Annotated in this window: 24 protein-coding genes; 21 read left to right on the top strand and 3 right to left on the bottom strand. The window is 40.7% G+C overall.

The window, feature by feature from the left end; translation table 11 throughout:
- Positions 1-8 precede the first annotated feature (8 nt).
- The 15 genes from rplO (at position 9) to rpsI (ending at position 10080) form a co-directional block, all read left to right on the top strand.
- Positions 9-449 carry a 50S ribosomal protein L15 gene (gene rplO, locus J4G36_RS14185; RefSeq protein WP_210471040.1) on the top strand — a complete coding sequence of 147 codons (441 nt, stop codon included), beginning with the start codon at positions 9-11 and terminating at the stop codon, positions 447-449.
- Positions 449-1741, top strand: a complete 1293-nt coding sequence (secY, locus tag J4G36_RS14180; RefSeq protein ID WP_210471039.1) for a preprotein translocase subunit SecY — start codon at positions 449-451, stop codon at positions 1739-1741. The genes rplO and secY overlap by 1 nt, the downstream gene beginning before the upstream one ends.
- 65 nt (positions 1742-1806) lie before the next feature.
- Positions 1807-2460: an adenylate kinase gene (locus J4G36_RS14175; protein WP_210471038.1), complete on the top strand. Its 654-nt coding sequence runs from the start codon at positions 1807-1809 to the stop codon at positions 2458-2460.
- Between the two features lie 407 nt (positions 2461-2867).
- Positions 2868-3086: a translation initiation factor IF-1 gene (infA, locus tag J4G36_RS14170; RefSeq protein ID WP_172370548.1), complete on the top strand. Its 219-nt coding sequence runs from the start codon at positions 2868-2870 to the stop codon at positions 3084-3086.
- Between the two features lie 37 nt (positions 3087-3123).
- Complete coding sequence (gene rpmJ, locus J4G36_RS14165; protein ID WP_075526647.1) at positions 3124-3237, top strand: 50S ribosomal protein L36; 114 nt, start codon at positions 3124-3126, stop codon at positions 3235-3237.
- A 23-nt stretch (positions 3238-3260) separates the two neighbouring features.
- Positions 3261-3617, top strand: a complete 357-nt coding sequence (gene rpsM, locus J4G36_RS14160; protein WP_210471037.1) for a 30S ribosomal protein S13 — start codon at positions 3261-3263, stop codon at positions 3615-3617.
- A gap of 29 nt (positions 3618-3646) precedes the next feature.
- Entirely contained in the window at positions 3647-4039 is a 393-nt protein-coding gene (rpsK, locus tag J4G36_RS14155; protein WP_172370550.1) for a 30S ribosomal protein S11, read from the top strand.
- Positions 4040-4173: 134 nt separating this feature from the next.
- Complete coding sequence (locus tag J4G36_RS14150) at positions 4174-5118, top strand: DNA-directed RNA polymerase subunit alpha (RefSeq protein ID WP_210471036.1); 945 nt, start codon at positions 4174-4176, stop codon at positions 5116-5118.
- 32 nt (positions 5119-5150) lie between these two features.
- The gene (gene rplQ, locus J4G36_RS14145; protein WP_210471035.1) at positions 5151-5531 is read left to right on the top strand and encodes a 50S ribosomal protein L17; all 381 of its coding nucleotides are present in this window, start codon (positions 5151-5153) and stop codon (positions 5529-5531) included.
- A 283-nt stretch (positions 5532-5814) separates the two neighbouring features.
- Positions 5815-6660 (top strand): energy-coupling factor ABC transporter ATP-binding protein, encoded by an 846-nt coding sequence (locus J4G36_RS14140; RefSeq protein WP_210471034.1) that lies wholly within the window; start codon positions 5815-5817, stop codon positions 6658-6660.
- Complete coding sequence (locus J4G36_RS14135) at positions 6636-7511, top strand: energy-coupling factor ABC transporter ATP-binding protein (protein ID WP_210471033.1); 876 nt, start codon at positions 6636-6638, stop codon at positions 7509-7511. The genes J4G36_RS14140 and J4G36_RS14135 overlap by 25 nt, the downstream gene beginning before the upstream one ends.
- Positions 7505-8302 carry an energy-coupling factor transporter transmembrane component T family protein gene (locus J4G36_RS14130; RefSeq protein WP_210471032.1) on the top strand — a complete coding sequence of 266 codons (798 nt, stop codon included), beginning with the start codon at positions 7505-7507 and terminating at the stop codon, positions 8300-8302. The genes J4G36_RS14135 and J4G36_RS14130 overlap by 7 nt, the downstream gene beginning before the upstream one ends.
- A 12-nt stretch (positions 8303-8314) precedes the next feature.
- On the top strand, positions 8315-9061 hold the full coding sequence (truA, locus tag J4G36_RS14125) for a tRNA pseudouridine(38-40) synthase TruA (protein WP_210471031.1): 747 nt from the start codon (positions 8315-8317) through the stop codon (positions 9059-9061).
- Positions 9062-9229: 168 nt separating this feature from the next.
- Entirely contained in the window at positions 9230-9667 is a 438-nt protein-coding gene (gene rplM / locus J4G36_RS14120; protein ID WP_210471030.1) for a 50S ribosomal protein L13, read from the top strand.
- A gap of 20 nt (positions 9668-9687) precedes the next feature.
- Complete coding sequence (gene rpsI, locus J4G36_RS14115; RefSeq protein WP_172370558.1) at positions 9688-10080, top strand: 30S ribosomal protein S9; 393 nt, start codon at positions 9688-9690, stop codon at positions 10078-10080.
- Between the two features lie 149 nt (positions 10081-10229).
- Here rpsI and J4G36_RS14110 read toward each other — a convergent pair whose 3' ends face one another.
- The 3 genes from J4G36_RS14110 to J4G36_RS14100 all read right to left on the bottom strand — a co-directional run bounded on the left by J4G36_RS14110 (position 10230) and on the right by J4G36_RS14100 (position 13304).
- Positions 10230-11063 (bottom strand): carbohydrate ABC transporter permease, encoded by an 834-nt coding sequence (locus J4G36_RS14110; RefSeq protein ID WP_210471029.1) that lies wholly within the window; start codon positions 11061-11063, stop codon positions 10230-10232.
- Positions 11060-11935 (bottom strand): carbohydrate ABC transporter permease, encoded by an 876-nt coding sequence (locus J4G36_RS14105; RefSeq protein WP_210471028.1) that lies wholly within the window; start codon positions 11933-11935, stop codon positions 11060-11062. The genes J4G36_RS14110 and J4G36_RS14105 overlap by 4 nt, the downstream gene beginning before the upstream one ends.
- A gap of 70 nt (positions 11936-12005) precedes the next feature.
- On the bottom strand, positions 12006-13304 hold the full coding sequence (locus J4G36_RS14100) for an ABC transporter substrate-binding protein (protein ID WP_210471027.1): 1299 nt from the start codon (positions 13302-13304) through the stop codon (positions 12006-12008).
- A 1007-nt stretch (positions 13305-14311) separates the two neighbouring features.
- Between J4G36_RS14100 and modA the strand changes: the two genes are divergently transcribed.
- The 6 genes from modA (at position 14312) to J4G36_RS14070 (ending at position 18500) form a co-directional block, all read left to right on the top strand.
- A complete protein-coding gene (gene modA / locus J4G36_RS14095; RefSeq protein ID WP_210471026.1) occupies positions 14312-15079 on the top strand; it encodes a molybdate ABC transporter substrate-binding protein in 768 nt (255 codons plus the stop codon).
- Between the two features lie 9 nt (positions 15080-15088).
- Positions 15089-15778, top strand: coding sequence for a molybdate ABC transporter permease subunit (gene modB, locus J4G36_RS14090; protein ID WP_210471025.1), 690 nt, complete (start codon positions 15089-15091; stop codon positions 15776-15778).
- A gap of 12 nt (positions 15779-15790) precedes the next feature.
- Positions 15791-16450 (top strand): ABC transporter ATP-binding protein, encoded by a 660-nt coding sequence (locus J4G36_RS14085; RefSeq protein ID WP_210471024.1) that lies wholly within the window; start codon positions 15791-15793, stop codon positions 16448-16450.
- Between the two features lie 96 nt (positions 16451-16546).
- Entirely contained in the window at positions 16547-17221 is a 675-nt protein-coding gene (locus tag J4G36_RS14080) for a YetF domain-containing protein (protein ID WP_210471105.1), read from the top strand.
- A gap of 55 nt (positions 17222-17276) precedes the next feature.
- On the top strand, positions 17277-17573 hold the full coding sequence (locus tag J4G36_RS14075; RefSeq protein ID WP_210471023.1) for a rhodanese-like domain-containing protein: 297 nt from the start codon (positions 17277-17279) through the stop codon (positions 17571-17573).
- A 213-nt stretch (positions 17574-17786) separates the two neighbouring features.
- Entirely contained in the window at positions 17787-18500 is a 714-nt protein-coding gene (locus J4G36_RS14070) for an N-acetylmuramoyl-L-alanine amidase (protein ID WP_368668785.1), read from the top strand.
- Positions 18501-18517 lie beyond the last annotated feature (17 nt).

The raw sequence follows: 18517 nt of genomic DNA, 5'->3' as shown, positions 1-18517 counted from the left end.
CCAATGAAATGAACTTACATGAAATGAAACCAGCTGTAGGTGCTCGTAAATCACGGAAACGTATTGGACGCGGCATCGGATCTGGCTTTGGAAAAACTTCTGGTAAAGGGCATAAAGGTCAAAACGCTCGTTCCGGTGGTGGTACTCGTCTAGGATTTGAAGGTGGACAAACACCATTATTCCAAAGACTTCCTAAGCGCGGTTTTACAAACATCAACCGTAAAGACTATACAGTAGTAAATCTCGATAAACTTAACCTATTTGATGAAGGCACAGTAGTAACACCCGAATTGTTAATTGAGACGGGTATTGTTAGCAAAACTAAATCAGGAATCAAGATTCTAGGCAATGGAACACTTGAGAAAAAGATTACAGTTAAGGCCCACAAATTCTCTGCTGCTGCTAAGGAAGCTATCGAAAATGCAGGCGGACAAACCGAGGTGGTTTAATGTTTGAGACAATCTCTAACTTTATGCGCGTTCGAAATATAAGAAATAAAATCTTTTTTACATTACTGGTTTTAATCGCATTTAGACTTGGTGCATTTATTCCTGTACCGAATGTCGATGCGACCGCTTTACAGCAATCAGATCACAGTTTAATTGGGTTTCTTAATATTTTCGGCGGTGGTGCGTTGGCGAACTTCTCCATTTTAGCAATGGGAATCATGCCATACATCACAGCTTCCATCATCATGCAATTATTGCAGATGGATGTCGTACCTAAGTTTACAGAGTGGGCGAAAGAAGGAGACGTTGGAAGACGTAAACTTGCACAGTTCACAAGATACTTCACAATTGTGCTAGCCTTTGTTCAAGCAATCGCAATGTCATTCGGTTTTAACAGAATGTATGGTGGAACGCTCATAAAAGACGAAGGTATTGCAACCTATGTAGTGATTGCAATCGTTCTAACAGCTGGAACTGCATTTCTATTATGGCTCGGTGAAAAGATTACAGAAAGAGGCGTTGGAAATGGTATTTCCATCATTATCTTTGCTGGAATCGTCGCTGGGATCCCAACTGCAGCTAACCAATTGTATGCAACACAAATTCAAGATGCCGGTGACGCTTTATTTATAAAGTTAGCGATTATGGTGTTATTGCTTCTCGTTATTGTTGCGGTAACTGTTGGAGTCATTTACGTACAAGAAGCATTACGTAAAATTCCAGTTCAATATGCAAAGCGTGCTACAGGACGTGGGCAAACCTCATCAGGTCAGCAAACGCATATGCCGTTGAAACTTAACGCAGCAGGTGTTATTCCAGTAATCTTTGCAGTGGCGTTTTTCATCACACCACAGTCAATTGCATCGTTTTTCGGGGAAAGCAAAGTAACGACAACAATCATTAATATATTCGATTACACAAACCCGATAGGGATGGTTATCTATGTAGGTCTCATTATTGCATTCACTTATTTCTACGCATTCATCCAGGTTAATCCTGAGAATGTCGCAGATAATTTGAAGAAGCAAGGGGCATATATTCCAGGCATTCGTCCAGGTAATGATACAGAGCGCTATTTAACAAGTACTTTGTATAGACTAACGTTTGTTGGAGCAATCTTCCTTGCGGTAGTTGCAGTAATGCCTATCATTTTCATTAATTTAGCAAATCTTCCGCAGTCCTTGCAGATTGGCGGAACAAGTTTACTTATCGTTGTCGGTGTTGCACTTGAAACGATGAAACAACTTGAATCACAACTTGTGAAACGCCATTATAAAGGCTTCATGAAATAAACTTCTCAAAGGAAGAATAGAACTATATTCTTCCCCAATGAGGTAAAATGTGGAGGACAAACCGTATGAATATCATAGTAATGGGCTTGCCGGGTGCCGGTAAAGGTACACAGGCAGACAATATTGTTGAAAAGTACGATACCCCTCATATTTCTACAGGCGATATGTTCCGTGCCGCTATTTCTGAAGGTACAGAACTCGGTATAAAAGCAAAATCGTATATGGATCAAGGCGCTTTAGTTCCTGATGAAGTAACGATTGGCATCGTACGTGAACGATTGAGTAAACCTGATTGCGCTAAAGGATTCCTTCTCGATGGATTCCCGCGAACAGTTCCTCAAGCGGAAGCGTTAGATGCACTTTTATCGGACATGGGCCGAAAAATCGAGTACGTTCTAAATATTGAAGTGGATCCGGATGAACTCGTTAAGAGATTAACGGGCCGTCGTATCTGTAAAGTATGCGGAACGTCTTATCATCTACAATTCAATCCGCCAAAGGTTGAAGGTGTTTGTGATAAAGATGGTGGCGAACTTTATCAGCGCGAGGATGACAATCCAGAAACTGTAAAGAATCGTCTGGAAGTAAATATGACACAAACAGCACCACTATTAGCGTTTTATAATGCTAAAAATGTGCTATCCAATATCGATGGACATCAGGACATCGATGACGTTTTCAAAGAACTGGACGCAATCCTTCAAGGGAACGGACAGTAAACCTTTCCGGGCTCATGCAATTGCTAGTCGGAAAGGGTATTTCACACAAAGAGCTGCAAAAGCATATGATGCCCGGGACAAAGAACTTTAGAGTTCTCTGAGGCGTAAAGGTAATAGGCTAACAAAATGTATTTTTTGATCATTATTTGATAAGATTACATTTATGCCTAGAACTGAAATAACGTAGCTTAGGAACTCATCCAAGGCAATCTGGACGGTCGTGTCCATTCCTAAAAGCGATTCGACCACAACATAAGTGGAGATTTGTTTAATCGGGAAGCGAAATGTGACAGACGTCTTTCAAACATCACTCTTGCGTTCCAGACATATGTTGAAAAAAGCTTTAAAGGCGACTGATGCCGATTGATGGTGAGAACCTTTATTGATATAGAAGGGAGACAGGATTGATGACGAAAGACGATGTAATCGAAGTAGAAGGTACTGTAGTCGAAACGTTGCCAAACGCGATGTTTAAGGTAGAGCTAGAAAATGGCCATACGATTCTTGCGCATGTTTCTGGCAAAATCCGTATGCACTTTATCCGTATCCTGCCTGGCGACAAAGTAACTATGGAACTTTCTCCTTATGATTTGACGCGCGGTCGTATCACGTACCGTTTCAAATAAACTTTTGTACTCCGGAATATGAAGGAGGTTGGGTAAGATGAAAGTTAGAGCATCTGTAAAACCGATCTGTGAAAAATGTAAAGTTATTCGCAGACGTGGGCGAGTAATGGTTATCTGTGAAAATCCAAAACATAAACAAAGACAAGGCTAAATTGAAGGAGGTGCACAATCTATATGGCACGTATTGCTGGAGTAGATGTTCCGCGCGATAAGCGCATTGTTATTTCGTTAACTTATGTATTCGGAATTGGAAAAACAACTGCACAACAAGTATTGGCAGCTGCTGGTGTTTCTGAAGAGACTCGCGTTCGCGATCTTACTGATGCAGAACTTGATAAAATCCGTACAGAAATTGACAGTTTGAAAGTAGAAGGTGACCTACGACGCGAATCTTCCCTAAACATCAAACGTTTGATGGAAATTGGAAGTTTCCGTGGAATGCGTCACCGTCGTGGACTACCAGTTCGCGGACAAAACACTAAAAACAACGCCCGTACTCGTAAAGGCGCTAAACGCGCAATTAGAAGATAAATTATACGTAAAGGAGGTTTCTTCTTAACATGGCTAAAGGTAAAAAACAAACAACACGTCGTCGCACGAAAAAGAATATCGAATCCGGTATTGCACATATCCGTTCGACGTTTAATAATACGATTGTCACTATTACGGACATGCAAGGTAATGCTCTTTCATGGTCAAGTGCTGGTGCACTAGGATTCAGAGGATCCCGTAAATCAACACCATTTGCTGCACAGATGGCTGCAGAAACTGCTGCTAAAACATCTATGGAGCATGGTTTAAAAACTCTTGAAGTTACTGTTAAAGGCCCTGGTGCTGGTCGTGAAGCTGCAATTCGTTCACTACAAGCTGCTGGACTTGAAGTAACCGCAATTAGAGACGTAACACCGGTTCCACATAACGGATGCCGTCCACCAAAACGCCGCCGTGTATAATGGCTTTATCTCCATTTGATTGAGAAACACATTTTTTGGTAAAAATGAATTATAAGACTGCAATTTGCCGTCTGTGAATATCGATTTCAATATGGAACGCCATTTTATACGACGTTTTGAAGGAGGGTAAACGAATGATCGAAATTGAGAAACCAAAGATTGAAACTGTAAAGATCAGCGATGATTCCAAATTCGGGAAGTTTATCATTGAACCACTTGAGCGTGGATACGGGAATACTCTAGGGAATTCCTTGCGTCGAATACTTCTTTCCTCATTACCAGGAGCAGCAGTAACATCTATTCAAATTGATGGGGTTCTTCATGAATTCTCAACTGTAGAAGGTGTCGTTGAAGATGTCGCTACGATTATTTTGAATGTGAAAAAAATTGCGCTTAAAATCTACTCTGATGAAGAGAAGGTAATCGAGATTGATGTAAAAGGTGAAGGAGTTGTTACTGCTGCGGATATTACGCATGACAGTGATGTAGAAATTCTGAATCCTGATTTACCGATTGCAACGCTTGGTAAAAATGGACACTTACGCATGCGTATGTATGCTGTTCGTGGTCGCGGCTATGATTTAGCAGAAACGAATAAACGCGAGGATCTTGCTATTGGTGTAATTCCAATTGACTCGATCTATACACCTGTATCACGCGTTAATTTCCAAGTTGAAAACACTCGAGTTGGCCAATTGTCTAACTTCGATAAATTAACTTTGGATGTTTCGACAAATGGTAGCATTGGACCGAAAGAGGCAGTAGCACTCGGAGCAAAAATTCTTACTGAGCATTTGAATATATTTGTCAATATGACAGATGAAGCACAAACTGCGGAAATTATGGTGGAAAAAGAAGAAGACCAGATTGAGAAGGTTTTAGAAATGACGATTGAAGAACTCGACCTATCTGTTAGATCTTATAACTGCCTAAAACGCGCGGGCATTAATACTGTCCTTGAGCTTTCAAATAAAACAGAAGAAGAAATGATGAAGGTACGTAATCTAGGCCGTAAATCACTTGAAGAAGTGAAAGCGAAGCTAGAGGACCTGAATCTTGATCTAAGAACAGAAGATTAATTGAATTTATAGGTTGAAGGAGGGAAACTCTTATGGCATACAGAAAACTTGGACGTACAAGTTCACAACGTAAAGCGTTGCTTCGCGACCTTACAACTGATCTTATCGTACATGAAAGCATTCAAACGACAGAAGCACGCGCAAAAGAATTGCGTTCAGTCGTTGAAAAAATGATTACACTTGGTAAACGTGGAGACTTACATGCACGTCGTCAAGCTGCACAATACATGCGTCGTGAGCAAGTTACAATTACAAACGGTGAAGGCGAAGATGTTGAAGTCTTTGCAATCCAAAAATTGTTTGATGATGTAGCTCCACGTTATGCAGAACGTCAAGGCGGATATACACGTATCATGAAAATGGGTCCCCGTCGCGGTGACGGTGCACCAGTAGTGGTAATTGAACTCGTCTAATTTACAACTTTAACTGGGTGTGTCAGTCACACCCTTTTTTTAAAAGATTTATACGACAATTTAAAGCTGAGTGTTACGATCAGCGGGTTACTTACTGCCTGGTCTAGCTCTACGCACCTCGTCCGCGATACTGGACTTGAGCACTCCAGTATTCGTTATAGATATGAGCGCATTTCTTCGGATGAGGTGCGCGCTTTTTTTTATTTAAAAATGATGAATTCCTTGGCAATCTGCAAGGGATTTTTATCTCTATACATAGAAGTAAATGCTGGAGGTGATGGCAATGAAGGAAATCTTATCAATGGAACAAGTATCGTATTCGTATCCAACTGACGAAGAAGCAATAGTAAAAGCTGTTGATGGTGTATCTCTTTCTGTAAACGACGGCGAATGGATTGCGATTGTCGGGCATAATGGATCGGGTAAATCAACACTGGCTAAACTAATCATAGGACTTCTGTTCCCAGAAGACGGTGTCGTCAATGTTTTTCGTGAGAAGTTGACGAGTGAAAACATTTGGGATATTCGTTCAAGATTGGGGATTGTCTTCCAAAATCCAGACAATCAATTTGTCGGTTCTACTGTACAAGACGATGTTGCATTTGCACTTGAAAATAACGGAATTCCATTCGAGGACATGGTGAAACGCGTCCACGAATCGTTAGAACAAGTTAAGATGAGTGATTTCCTCGACCAAGAGCCACACCATCTGTCTGGCGGTCAGAAACAACGCGTTGCCATTGCAGGGGCACTTGCACTACGTCCTAATTTATTGATCTTGGATGAAGCAACATCGATGCTTGATCCACAAGGTCGCGATGAAGTCATTAGAATTGTGCAGGAGTTGAAACAAGAAACGGGTCTTACAGTCATTTCAATTACACATGACTTAGAAGAAGCCCTTCTTGCCGACCGTATTTTCGTGATGAATAAAGGCAAAATCCTACAAACGGGAACGCCTAAGGACATATTTAAACATGGCGATCAACTAGAATCAATAGGTCTTGACTTGCCATTCGCTTTAAGGGTTTCAGAACTCCTACGTGAAAATGGATTGAAACTCGTAGGTGAACATATGACAGAAGAAGAGTTGGTGAATGAATTATGGACATCTCACTTCAAAAAGTAGGATATTTATATAGTAAAGATACGCCATTTGAAAAGAGAGCTTTGCATGATGTAGATGCGACCATCCATTCAGGCGCCTACACTGCCATTGTCGGTCATACGGGTTCAGGGAAGTCTACATTGCTTATGCATTTAAACGGCCTGTTAAAGCCTTCAGAGGGCGTTGTGAAGATAGGTGACACAACGATAACTGCTGGTACGAAGACGAAAGGTTTAAAAGATGTAAGACGTCATGTCGGCATCGTCTTTCAATTTCCAGAACACCAATTGTTTGAAGAAACAGTTGTAAAAGATATCATGTTCGGCCCGATGAACTTTGGTGTTTCCGAAGAAGAATCAAAACGACGTGCCTATGAACTCATTACACTTCTTGGACTCCCAGAAGATGTCGCAGAAAAATCACCTTTTGATTTATCAGGAGGACAGATGCGACGCGTCGCGATTGCAGGAGTTCTCGCTTTTAAACCTTCCGTCCTCATTCTAGATGAACCGACTGCAGGGCTAGATCCACGTGGCCGAAAGGAAATCATGGAATTGTTTAATCAGCTCCATAAAAAAGAAGATTTAACGACAATACTTGTCACACATAGTATGGAAGATGCAGCAAGATATGCGGATAATATAATCGTCATGAGCAATGGGACGTCTGTTATGACTGGTACACCGGAGGAAGTTTTTGCGGATGAAGAGAAGTTAGCTTCCTACAGACTTGGCTTGCCGCGTTCTGTACAATTTCAACGAGACTTCGAGCAGAGGATAGGCCGAAAGCTTACAGGCATCGCACTTACCGAAGAACAACTTGCCGCGTTCATTGCAACGACAGCGTTAGAAGAAGGTGCCGATTCATGTTAGAAAAAATGATTTTTGGTCGGTATATACCTGGCGATTCATTTGTTCATAAATTAGATCCACGGTCTAAATTGTTATTCGTGCTCTTTTTTGTCGTTGCTGTTTTTCTAGCGAATAATGTTGCGACTTACGGATTATTGTTGGCTTTTACTTTATTCGTTATTTTTATATCACGCATTCGCCTTTATTTTTTACTAAACGGATTAAAACCAATCCTTATCTTAATCATTTTCACATTTTTAATGCACATTTTCTTTACGAAAGAAGGGACGCTTCTTGTCGATTGGAAAATAATTAAAATATATGAAGAAGGCCTGCGTCAAGGGATATTCATTTCCATACGTTTTCTTGTTCTCGTTTTAATGACATCAATTTTGACGCTGACGACATCGCCTATTTCGATAACGGATGGTATGGAAGATTTATTAAATCCATTTAAGCGATTTAAATTGCCAGTTCATGAACTGGCCTTGATGATGTCGATTTCATTACGATTTATCCCAACATTGATGGATGAAACGGACAAGATATTAAAAGCACAACTAGCTCGGGGATCTGATATAAGTACAGGGTCAATTAAACAGCGAATTCGCGCGGTGATTCCACTTCTCGTTCCGCTATTTGTCAGCGCATTTAAACGTGCTGAGGAGCTAGCGATTGCGATGGAGGTCCGTGGCTATCGTGGCGGCGAGGGACGCACGCGTTACAGACAATTAAGATGGGGCATGCGTGACACGTTTTCTATGATGGTACTTGTTATACTAATTAGCGCCCTTTATTTGTTGAAAGGGTAGGAGGTTGAAAAGATGAATCGTGTAAAAGCGACCGTCGCTTATGATGGGACGAATTTTGCGGGTTATCAATCGCAACCTGGCTTACGAACTGTTCAATCAGAAATTGATAAAGCATTGGTGAAGATTCATAAAGATAAGTCAATCCACGCCGTTGCAAGCGGTAGGACGGATGCTGGGGTACACGCGAATGGTCAAGTCATTCACTTCGATACGCCGCTTACATTGCTTCCAGATCGGTGGCAGATGGCGTTGAATGTTTTGCTACCAAAGGATATCCGGATTGTCGATGCGGTTTATGTCGATGAAAACTTTCACGCACGCTACTCAGCGACTGGAAAAACGTATGTATACAAATGGTCGTCTGCAAAAGTTCATAGTCCTTTTGAGCGGAATTACTCCGTACATCTTGAGAGATGGCGCCCAGACGTGGACAAGATGAAGCAGGCGGCTACCTATTTAATCGGAACGCATGACTTCACAAGTTTTTGTTCATCGAAAACGGCTACATCAAATCGAGTGCGGACAGTCCGATTATTAACGGTAGAGCAATGTAATGACGAACTCATCATGACGATTGAAGGCGATGGATTTTTGTACAATATGGTGCGTACGATTGCAGGTATGTTACTGGCAGTTGGCGTGGGGTGGCATACCCCGGAAAACGTCAAGGAAATCCTTGAGTTACAGGATCGAAAAGAAGCGAGTAAAACCGCTCCAGCACACGGTTTGTACCTGGAAAATGTCACGTACGAAAACTAGAGCAACTTTGCCACGTGTTTTTTTATAAAATGCTTGACTTATTCCTGTATTCGGTATAAGATAAGTAGTGGTATTTCTAAAACCCCACAAAAAAGCCCCGGAAGGTTATTTGTGTTTAGGGATATAGATATAAAACGGGAAATTAAGGTAAATTAGGAGGATTTAAACATGCGTACAACATTCATGGCTAAAGGTCACGAAGTAGAGCGTAAATGGCTCGTTGTCGACGCTGAAGGACAGACTTTAGGTCGTCTTGCTTCAGAAGTTGCAGCACTTTTACGCGGTAAACATAAACCAACATTCACACCTCACGTTGATACAGGTGATCATGTAATCATCATCAATGCTGAGAAAATTCATCTTACAGGTAATAAACTAAAAGATAAAAAGTACTACCGTCACTCAGGATATACAGGTAACTTGAAAGAGCGTACAGCGTTAGAAATGCGTACGAACTATCCAACTAAAATGTTAGAACTTGCTATCAAAGGAATGCTTCCAAAAGGTCCTTTAGGCAGCCAAGTTTATAGAAAACTAAATGTATATGCTGGTCCGGATCATCCACATGCAGCACAAAATCCAGAAGCTTATGAGCTTATCGGATAAATTAGAGGAGGAAAATAGCTTTGGCACAAGTACAATATCTCGGCACTGGCCGTCGTAAAAGTTCAGTAGCTCGTGTGCGTCTCGTACCTGGTGATGGAAAAATCATCATCAACAACCGCGATGCAGAAGACTACGTACCATTCGAAACACTTCGTGAAGTCATTAAACAACCACTTAACACTACAGAAACTCTAGGAAGCTACGATGTTCTTGTAAATGTTCACGGTGGTGGATATACAGGACAAGCTGGAGCAATCCGTCATGGTGTTGCACGTGCACTTCTAAACGTTGACCCTGATTTCCGTCCAGCACTTAAAAAAGCTGGATTCTTAACTCGTGACCCACGTATGAAAGAGCGTAAAAAATACGGTCTTCGCGGCGCGCGTCGTGCACCACAATTCTCAAAACGATAATCAGAGAAAAATTATTAAGACTCTTTCCGCATATGTGGAAAGAGTCTTTTTTGTTGATTTAATTAATCTATCTATAGGAGGATCAAGGTGTTGCAATTGCAATTAGGAACTACATTCATATGAGATACACTTTTAAAAGACGATCCCAACTACTCTTTCACCGCTGCATCCATTAAGCCGCTAATTAAAAACTTGTTTAAAAATAAAACAATCAGTACGGGTGGAACCATCGTAATAATTCCAGCAGCTGTAATCATCCCGTAATCCATGGTGTATCTCCCATTAAATTCCGTAATTAGGACAGTGAGCGGTTTTGTTTTTGATGGTGCAAATAAGAGTGGGATGAGAAATTGACCCCATGAACTTAAAAATGTCAAGATGGCCGCAGTGACCATTCCCGGAAGTGTTAATGGGAGGATTGTCCATAACGCCCGAAATCTTGATGCGCCATCAATCATTGCTGATTCATCTAATTCTTTGGGAATTGTATTAAAATAATTCCGCATCAACCAAAAAGACAAAGGCATAAATGCAGATATATAAATCAAAGAAATCCCTATTTGGGTATCGACTAGATTAACATCAATCATAATTTTATATAATGGAATGATGACAGCATAGGCAGGTAAAGCCATCGTAATTAATACCATCATAAAGAGCATGTTTTTCCCCCGAAACTCTAATCTCGCGAAAGCATATCCAGAGAGAACCGCAATCAAAAGCACTACAATTGTAGCGATAAGACTGCTAACCAAACTATTTGTTAATGCCTGGCTAAACGACTGCCAAACAGATGTATCTCCATTCAGACCTAGTAACTTCACATAATTCTCTGTGCTCGCTGGTATAGGTAGATATTTGATAGAAGTCGATGTCACGTCTGTTTCTTTTAACAAACTTGTACGAAGTGCCCAGTAAATAGGCGCAAGCGTCCAAGTCAAAATAGCTAACAAGGCTGGAAAGAAAAAGTATCTTTTTTTCAATTCATATCCCCTCGCTTTCCAAGGATAGCAAAATAGATTAAACTGATGACTAAAATTATGATGGTAGTCAAAAATGACAAGGCCATTCCAAGACCTAGATCAAGTTGTCTAAACGCAATTAAATAGTTTTGCGTCATAATGGATCTTGTATCTAATGCTGTTCCAGTTAATACATAAATTTCATCAAACAAGTTGATGCTTGAAATAGTGGCTTGTGTAAGAACTATTGCAATAGCGGGTTTTAACAATGGGAGCGTGATATGTAAAAAGCCCTTCCATGGACCGGCACCATCTATTTGGGAAGCTTGATAGATTTCTTTTGGGATGGCTTGAAGTGCCGCAAGCAAAATTATAGCGACAAGCGGAATCATTTTCCAAACATGAACAAGTGCGATGATAAAAATGGCCAATCCTGGTTTAGCCAAAAGCGGACTAGATGTTTGGATGATTCCCATACTTGTGAGTAGCTGATTGACAGGACCGTAAGTCGGGTCAAGTATTAACTTCCAAATGGTTGCACTTACTACTGGTGGAATAGCCCAAGGTAGAATAACAATGGCTAACATCCACGCTCTCCCTTTGAAGTTCTCTCTAAGAACAAGTGCAATCAAAAGGCCGCCCAAAAATCCAAAAACTACGGACACTAAATAATACCAAAATGTATTTTTTAAAGAGATCAATACATCAGGATCACGTAATAACTCTAGATAATTTGAAAAACCAATAAAGTGGGTGTTATCTGGCATGGTGAGTTTAAGTGATTTGAAGCTTTCTATGAATGTTAGAATGGCTGGATAAAACACTAATCCAAACATCAAGAGAATCAGTGGGATAACAAACAAATAGGGATAAATTTTTTGCTTAAAGAACATATCGACTCTTCCTTTACAAGGATATCTATAAAAACAGGGCTACAATACTGTATTGTAGCCCTGTTTACAATTACTCTGCGTATTTCTCGACAGATTTGGCAATCTTCTTCATGCCTTCATCAATCGTTAATGCCCCTTTTGCCATTTGGTTCATGGTAGTGGAGACATTCGTGCTAAATTCAGAATACCATGGCGGTGTGCCTTCAGAAAATAAAGGTTTATCATGTGTTAAAACCTTTAGTAGCGTATCTCCTCCAGAGAGTTTGCCTTCTTCATTTAACGCTTCTAATACACTAAGACGGTTAGGTAACCATTCTTGTTCTTCATACAGCTTTTTCACATTTTCCGGTTGAGAGATCCATTTGATAAATTCGATTGCAGCCTCTTTATTTTCCGATGCGGCAGGAACACCAAGTGCTTCTGGTAATTGGAATGTATGAATTTCGCCATTCATCCCTGGAACAGGCATGATTTCAACGTCATTAGCTATTGAAGACTTCTCAGGGTTTTTGTATCTTTCAAATAATCCCGGAACTCCAGCTAAATCGATAGCGGATCCGCCAGCTTTAAAATTATCATAAACATCTATATTATTTAGCGTTAGATTTGCCGAATCAATTAGTTCATCTTCTTTATAACTATTTATGATAAAAGACATTGCCTGGTAACCTGCTGAATCCTTTTCTACAAATAATGGATTCCAATTATCATCAAACAAGTGTCCACCAAATGCTTTCACCAATGTAAACCATCCTGTAGTTGTGCCTTCTGTTGCAGAGAGTGGCAATCCGATTGGATATTCCACCACCCCTTTTTCCTTTATGGTTTTGGCAACTTCTAGCAGCTCTTCCGGTGTTTTTGGAATTTCGGTGATGCCTGCTTCATCAAAATAATTTTGATTGTAATAACTTACACGAAAATCATTTAGGTAGGGAACAGCTAAATAGTCTCCATTATATTTAAAATTCTCTATGGTTGGCATATCATCAATAAATTCTTGATCGAATGATTCGTTTAGAGGTGTATACCATTCTGCAGAACCGAATTGACCAATCCACGACCAATCGAATTCTGTTACATCTGCTGGAGCAACGCCAGCAGCGAGAGCGGAGACGATTTTATCTTGAATATTATTCCATGACGATGTTTCAAGGTTGACGTGAATCCCTGTTTCATCCTCAAATTCCGCAAGCATGTCAGCAGGAATTTCTGAGGGAAGAAGTACCGTGATTTCAGTAGCTTTATTATTTTTGTTTTCGGCACCCTTACCTTGTTCTTTGTCGCCTTTAGAACAGGCAGCGAGGGTGAGAGTGGTGATAATTGTAATGAATAAAATAACGATACTTCTAGTGCTTAATATGTTTTTCATAATTGCCTCCCGTTTTGTAAATCTGTATTAGTGGTTAATTATAACATCCGATACTAAAGAATGAGTAGTGATTACCCTAAGGTTATCAATACTTATTAAAGTAAAATGCACTATTTCGTTTTGGAAAAACAATTTGGAACCATTAAATGATATTTATAGGGGAAGGTTTCTTTTGGGGAAGATCGATGAAATCTATTTGGAAGCACAAAAAAACCTCACTAAATTGTGTAGGTGTGTAGTTTTGATTTACTTGCTGATTTATCATTTGAAAAGTCTTTGAAACCAACCTGCTATTCCAAAGCTATTGATAAAGTGGCCCCAATACATATTTGTGTTCATCGTCATTTTATAGTGCCTCATAATCCGATCATTTACGGCTTGTTGTGCTTTCCCACTGGCATCGTTGACTGGGGGACACGTGAATGGAAAACCGGAGTTGTACTTTAACATTATGTTCAATACTTCCGATAATCAAGTTGGAAAAGTGGCTGACATAGTCAAACCAGAAGAATTCCCGCCCAATAAAGAAGAATGTAAAAACAAGTTTTGCCAATAAAGATTTATTATTGAAACGGAAATTAATGATCTGCCATTATAGTGATTATTGGTGGATATTTTGCATTGAATAAATACCAAGAAACTAAACTACTGTCAACTTTGCTACAAATGATAATCAGATAGCAACGGTAACATCAGTTATGAAGCCACAAGAGTTTCTTGCATTAAAGGAAGAGTGTGCGAGTGATTTTTGTGAGTAAAGCTAGACCAATAAACATTCCTTGTCAATAATAATTTTCCCGTGAAAAGGGAAAAGTGCATGGTGAATTATTATTAATAAAGTAATCAGAATAACACTTAACACTATCAATGAATCCTTTTCTCAAATGAAAGGATTTTTTTGATTCTTCTAGTTCGTACTCGCTCTTATGGGTTTATTCATTCCATAATGATATAATTCGTAAGTAGATAAAGTGATTTGTAATATCGCTCCTAAGGGGAATGTTTTGATGAGAAAAATTATATATTTATTTGTTATGATAGGTTTCGTTTTATTGCCTACCGGTTGTACGCCAGAGGACAAAGAGGAAAAAACCACTTTGATGATTTCTGCGGCAGCTAGTTTGACGGATGTGTTGAATGAGCTGAAGCCGGTGTTTGAAGATGAATATCCATCTATTGAACTTACTTTTAATTTCGGAGGCTCTGGTAAATTAGCGCAAATGATTATTCAGGGTGCGCCATCGGATGTGTTTTTGTCAGCGAGCGAAAGCGATATGGAGAAACTACAAGTAGAAAACATGATAATTGAAGAAACGCGTGTGAACTTTGCTGAAAATGAGTTAGTATTGATTGCAAATAAAAAACAGCCAATCAAGGTTTCATCATTCGATAAAATGAGCACCGCTGCAATTGATCATTTAGCGATTGGAGAACCTGAAAGTGTGCCCGTGGGCCGCTATACAAAGCAAGTGCTTGAAGGTTTAAGTCTATGGGATTCAATGCAAGAGAGTTTGGTGTTGGGTTCGGATGTGCGGCAAGTGTTGACGCATGTAGAGATGGGGAATGCGGATGTAGGGATTGTTTATGCGACCGATGCGTTACAATCGGATAAAGTAACGATTGTGGCTACGGCTGATTCGGATTGGCATGACCCAATCATGTATCCCGGAGCGGTTGTTTCGGAGACATCCCATACCGATGAAGCGAAGACGTTTTTAGCTTTTCTGCAAAGTGAAAAGGGACAAGAATTATTACACAAACATGGATTCAAATAGGCAAGGGGGATGTACGTGACCGATTATTCACCATTAATATTATCGTTAAAAGTAGCGGGCATCTCCACTTTTTTTGTCTTTGTATTCGGCGTGTTCTTTGCGCATTTATTTTCGCGTAAAAAGTTTTTCGGGAAAAGTATTATCGAATCCTTATTCATGCTGCCGCTTGTCTTGCCGCCGACTGTCGTTGGTTTTGGGTTGCTCATTTTATTTGGGAAGAATGGGTTTATTGGCAGTTGGCTGTTGAATTGGTTTGATTTTCAAATTGTCTTCACTTGGATTGGCGCTGTAATTGCGTCAATTGTTGTTTCTTTTCCGTTGATGTACCAAAGTGCGGCGGCGGCGTTTGAAAGTTTGGATTCGAAAATGGAAAATGCGGCGCGTACGATGGGTGCGTCGAATTGGCGTGTATTTTGGACGATTTCCTTTCGACTCGCTTGGCCGGGACTTCTCGCAGGACTAGTCTTATCATTTGCGCGCGGACTCGGTGAATTTGGCGCTACGTTAATGTTGGCGGGCTATATTCCAGGAAAAACTGACACGATTCCGATGGCGATTTACTTTGCTGTTGAGTCGGGCCAAATGGAAAAGGCGACTTTCTGGGTTGTTATCATCGTCGCGCTTGGGTTTAGTACAATCATGTGGTTGAACTGGTGGAGTAAAAGGAATATTGAGCGTTACAAAAATGACAATGCATAAGAGGTAGATAATATGCTGGAAGTGCAAATTGAAAAAAAATTACCCCACTTTTCAGTAGATGTTAATCTGATGGTAGATGAGGAGATTCTCGTATTAGTTGGACCGTCTGGATCCGGGAAAACGACAATACTCAATGCGATTGCAGGTTTGGACCATCCCGATGCTGGAAAAATTATCTTGAATGAACAAACCTTCTTCTCTGCAAATGAAAAACCACTTCCCACACAGCAACGTAATATCGGGTATTTGTTTCAAGACTATGCGCTTTTTCCGCATATGACAGTGGAGAAAAATATTGCGTACGGCGTTAAAAAGACCGATGCTGAAGCGCGTATTCAACAATTAGTAAGTACGCTAGGAATTAATCATTTACAAAGCAAATATCCTCATCAAATCTCGGGGGGTGAAAAGCAAAGAGTGGCGCTGGCAAGAGCGTTGGCAACTGAGCCGTCTCTATTATTACTAGATGAACCTTTATCGGCGCTTGATTCGAAAACGCGGTTGGAATGTCAGGATGAATTGAAACGTTTGCATGAAATATGGAAGATTCCTTTCATTATCGTGACGCATGATATGCTGGAAGCGGAAAAACTTGGAGATAAAATTATCTTTTTGGAAAGTGGCTTAATTACAAAAACAGTTGATAATCGAAATAGGCAAGTGATTTTTTGAATATGTAATTAAAGTTAAGTACACACTACACCCGACTGGATTATACGAAGGGTAGTGTTATTTAACGTGGAATTCTTTAAATTTGATTTTTGGGAAATGATTTTCAGGACGACAGGTGCTTTCGTGGCGCTCTTGATATTGGCGCGAATTCTTGGTAAAAAACAGCTCAGTCAATTAACGTTCTTCCATTACATAACGGGGATTGCGTTTGGATCGATTGCCGCAGAAATGGCAGGCCAAACTGATGTGAAGTTTATGAATGGACTCGTTGCACTCGCTTGGTGGGCGGTTTTAACTTTGTTAGCGAGTTACATTTCACTAAAGTCAAGTAATTTACGAATCGTATTAGATGACCAGCCGACAATTGTGATAAAAGAAGGCGCAATTATGGAGAATGCGATGAAGAAGGAGCGCTTGCACGTCAATGACTTGATGATGATGCTCCGCGAGCAATCGATATTCACCCTTCAGGATGTCCACTACGCCATTTTAGAAACAAACGGTGAACTAAGTGTCATGAAAAAGATTACGCAACAAGGTGCAACGAAACAAGACGTCAAAGCGTCCACAACAACGCCTAAATACCTTCCGACAGAACTCATTTCAGACGGTAAAGTGATGAAGAAAAACCTAACGGAATTGAGTTTAACAGAAGAGTGGCTTATGAAGGAACTGCGCAAAAAAGGTGTAGAGTCCGCCGAACAAGTATTTCTTGCACAAGTCCAAGATGACGGATCATTGTTTGTTGAAATCAAAAATCCAGACAGATAAAACTATAAGGGTTATGTTAAAATAGATGAAACATATGGATTGGGGGACTGTACTAATGAAAGAAATTACACCGGCAGAGGTAAAAGATTTGTTGGAAAGCGGTCAACAACTGAATTTGGTAGATGTTCGCGAAGATGATGAAGTAGCGGAAGGGATTATCCCAGGAGCGATCCACATCCCGCTAGGAGAGGTTGCAGAGCGTGTAGGCGAGCTCGATAAGTCAAAGCCCTACATAATCATTTGTCGTTCAGGCGGACGCAGTGGACGTGCGACGGAGTATCTAGAAGAAGCAGGGTATGATGCAGCCAATATGACGGGCGGCATGCTTGAGTGGGATGGCGAAACTGAATAAGTTTAGGTGAGAAGGGACCCTTGAGGTTCCTTTTTTTGTTACGTCTAGCTCCATGCGCCAGCCCCTTGGGTCATAAGCATTCTTCCTCGGCAAGAGGACGCCACGTCGCCAGATTTCTTATGCTTGTCGGGGCTAGACGGGCGCCTTGCGCTTTTGTATTAGACATATCTTTCTTCTTTCGTGCGTATAGTGGAGGAAAAAGGCGGTGTCTATGTGAAGAGGTGGGGACTACTTGGATTTATCTTTTTTTGCACGCTGGGGATTGTTATTTACGGAGTACAGGCATCGGATAATGTTTTTTTTATGCCTGAAGAATTTGCAGGTGTGAAAGTTGTGATTGATCCTGGACACGGAGGATTGGATGGTGGTGCATCATCGGGCGATATTGTAGAACGTGATATTACGCTGAGTATTTCACATGAGGTTGCTAAACGATTGAAGAAAAAAGGTGCAACGGTAGTCATGACGCGTGAAAAAAGTGGTGACGCATTAGCAGAACATGCTCCTGGGGATCAATTTCCATCTGTTCGATCACGGAAACTGGCAGATTTAAAATTACGTGAAGATATTACTGTAAATGAAAACCCGGATGTATTTATTAGTATTCATGTCAATGCCATTCCGCAAGAAAAGTGGCGCGGGGCTCAGGTTTTTTATCATAAGGGCGGCGATCCAGGCGGGGAGTTTCTGGCAAAAGCCATTCAGAACTCTTTTCGTACCAACTTAAAAAATACAGACCGTGAAGCACTTTCAATCAGCGGTGTTTACTTGTTGAAACATGCACCAATGCCAGCGGTCCTTGTTGAGACAGGATTTATATCGAATCCTGAAGAAAGGGCGCTACTAACCGACCCAGCGTATCAAGGGAAAGTTGCGGATGCCATTGTCGAAGGAATCTCAGCATTTATCAATGCTGAAGAAATGTAAGAGTCCGTTCAATCGAT

It is taken from the genome of Sporosarcina sp. 6E9 (assembly GCF_017921835.1).
Classification (GTDB): Bacteria; Bacillota; Bacilli; order Bacillales_A; family Planococcaceae; genus Sporosarcina.
The sequence above is the reverse complement of the archived record's forward strand: the minus strand, read 5'-3'. Positions and strand labels throughout refer to the sequence as shown.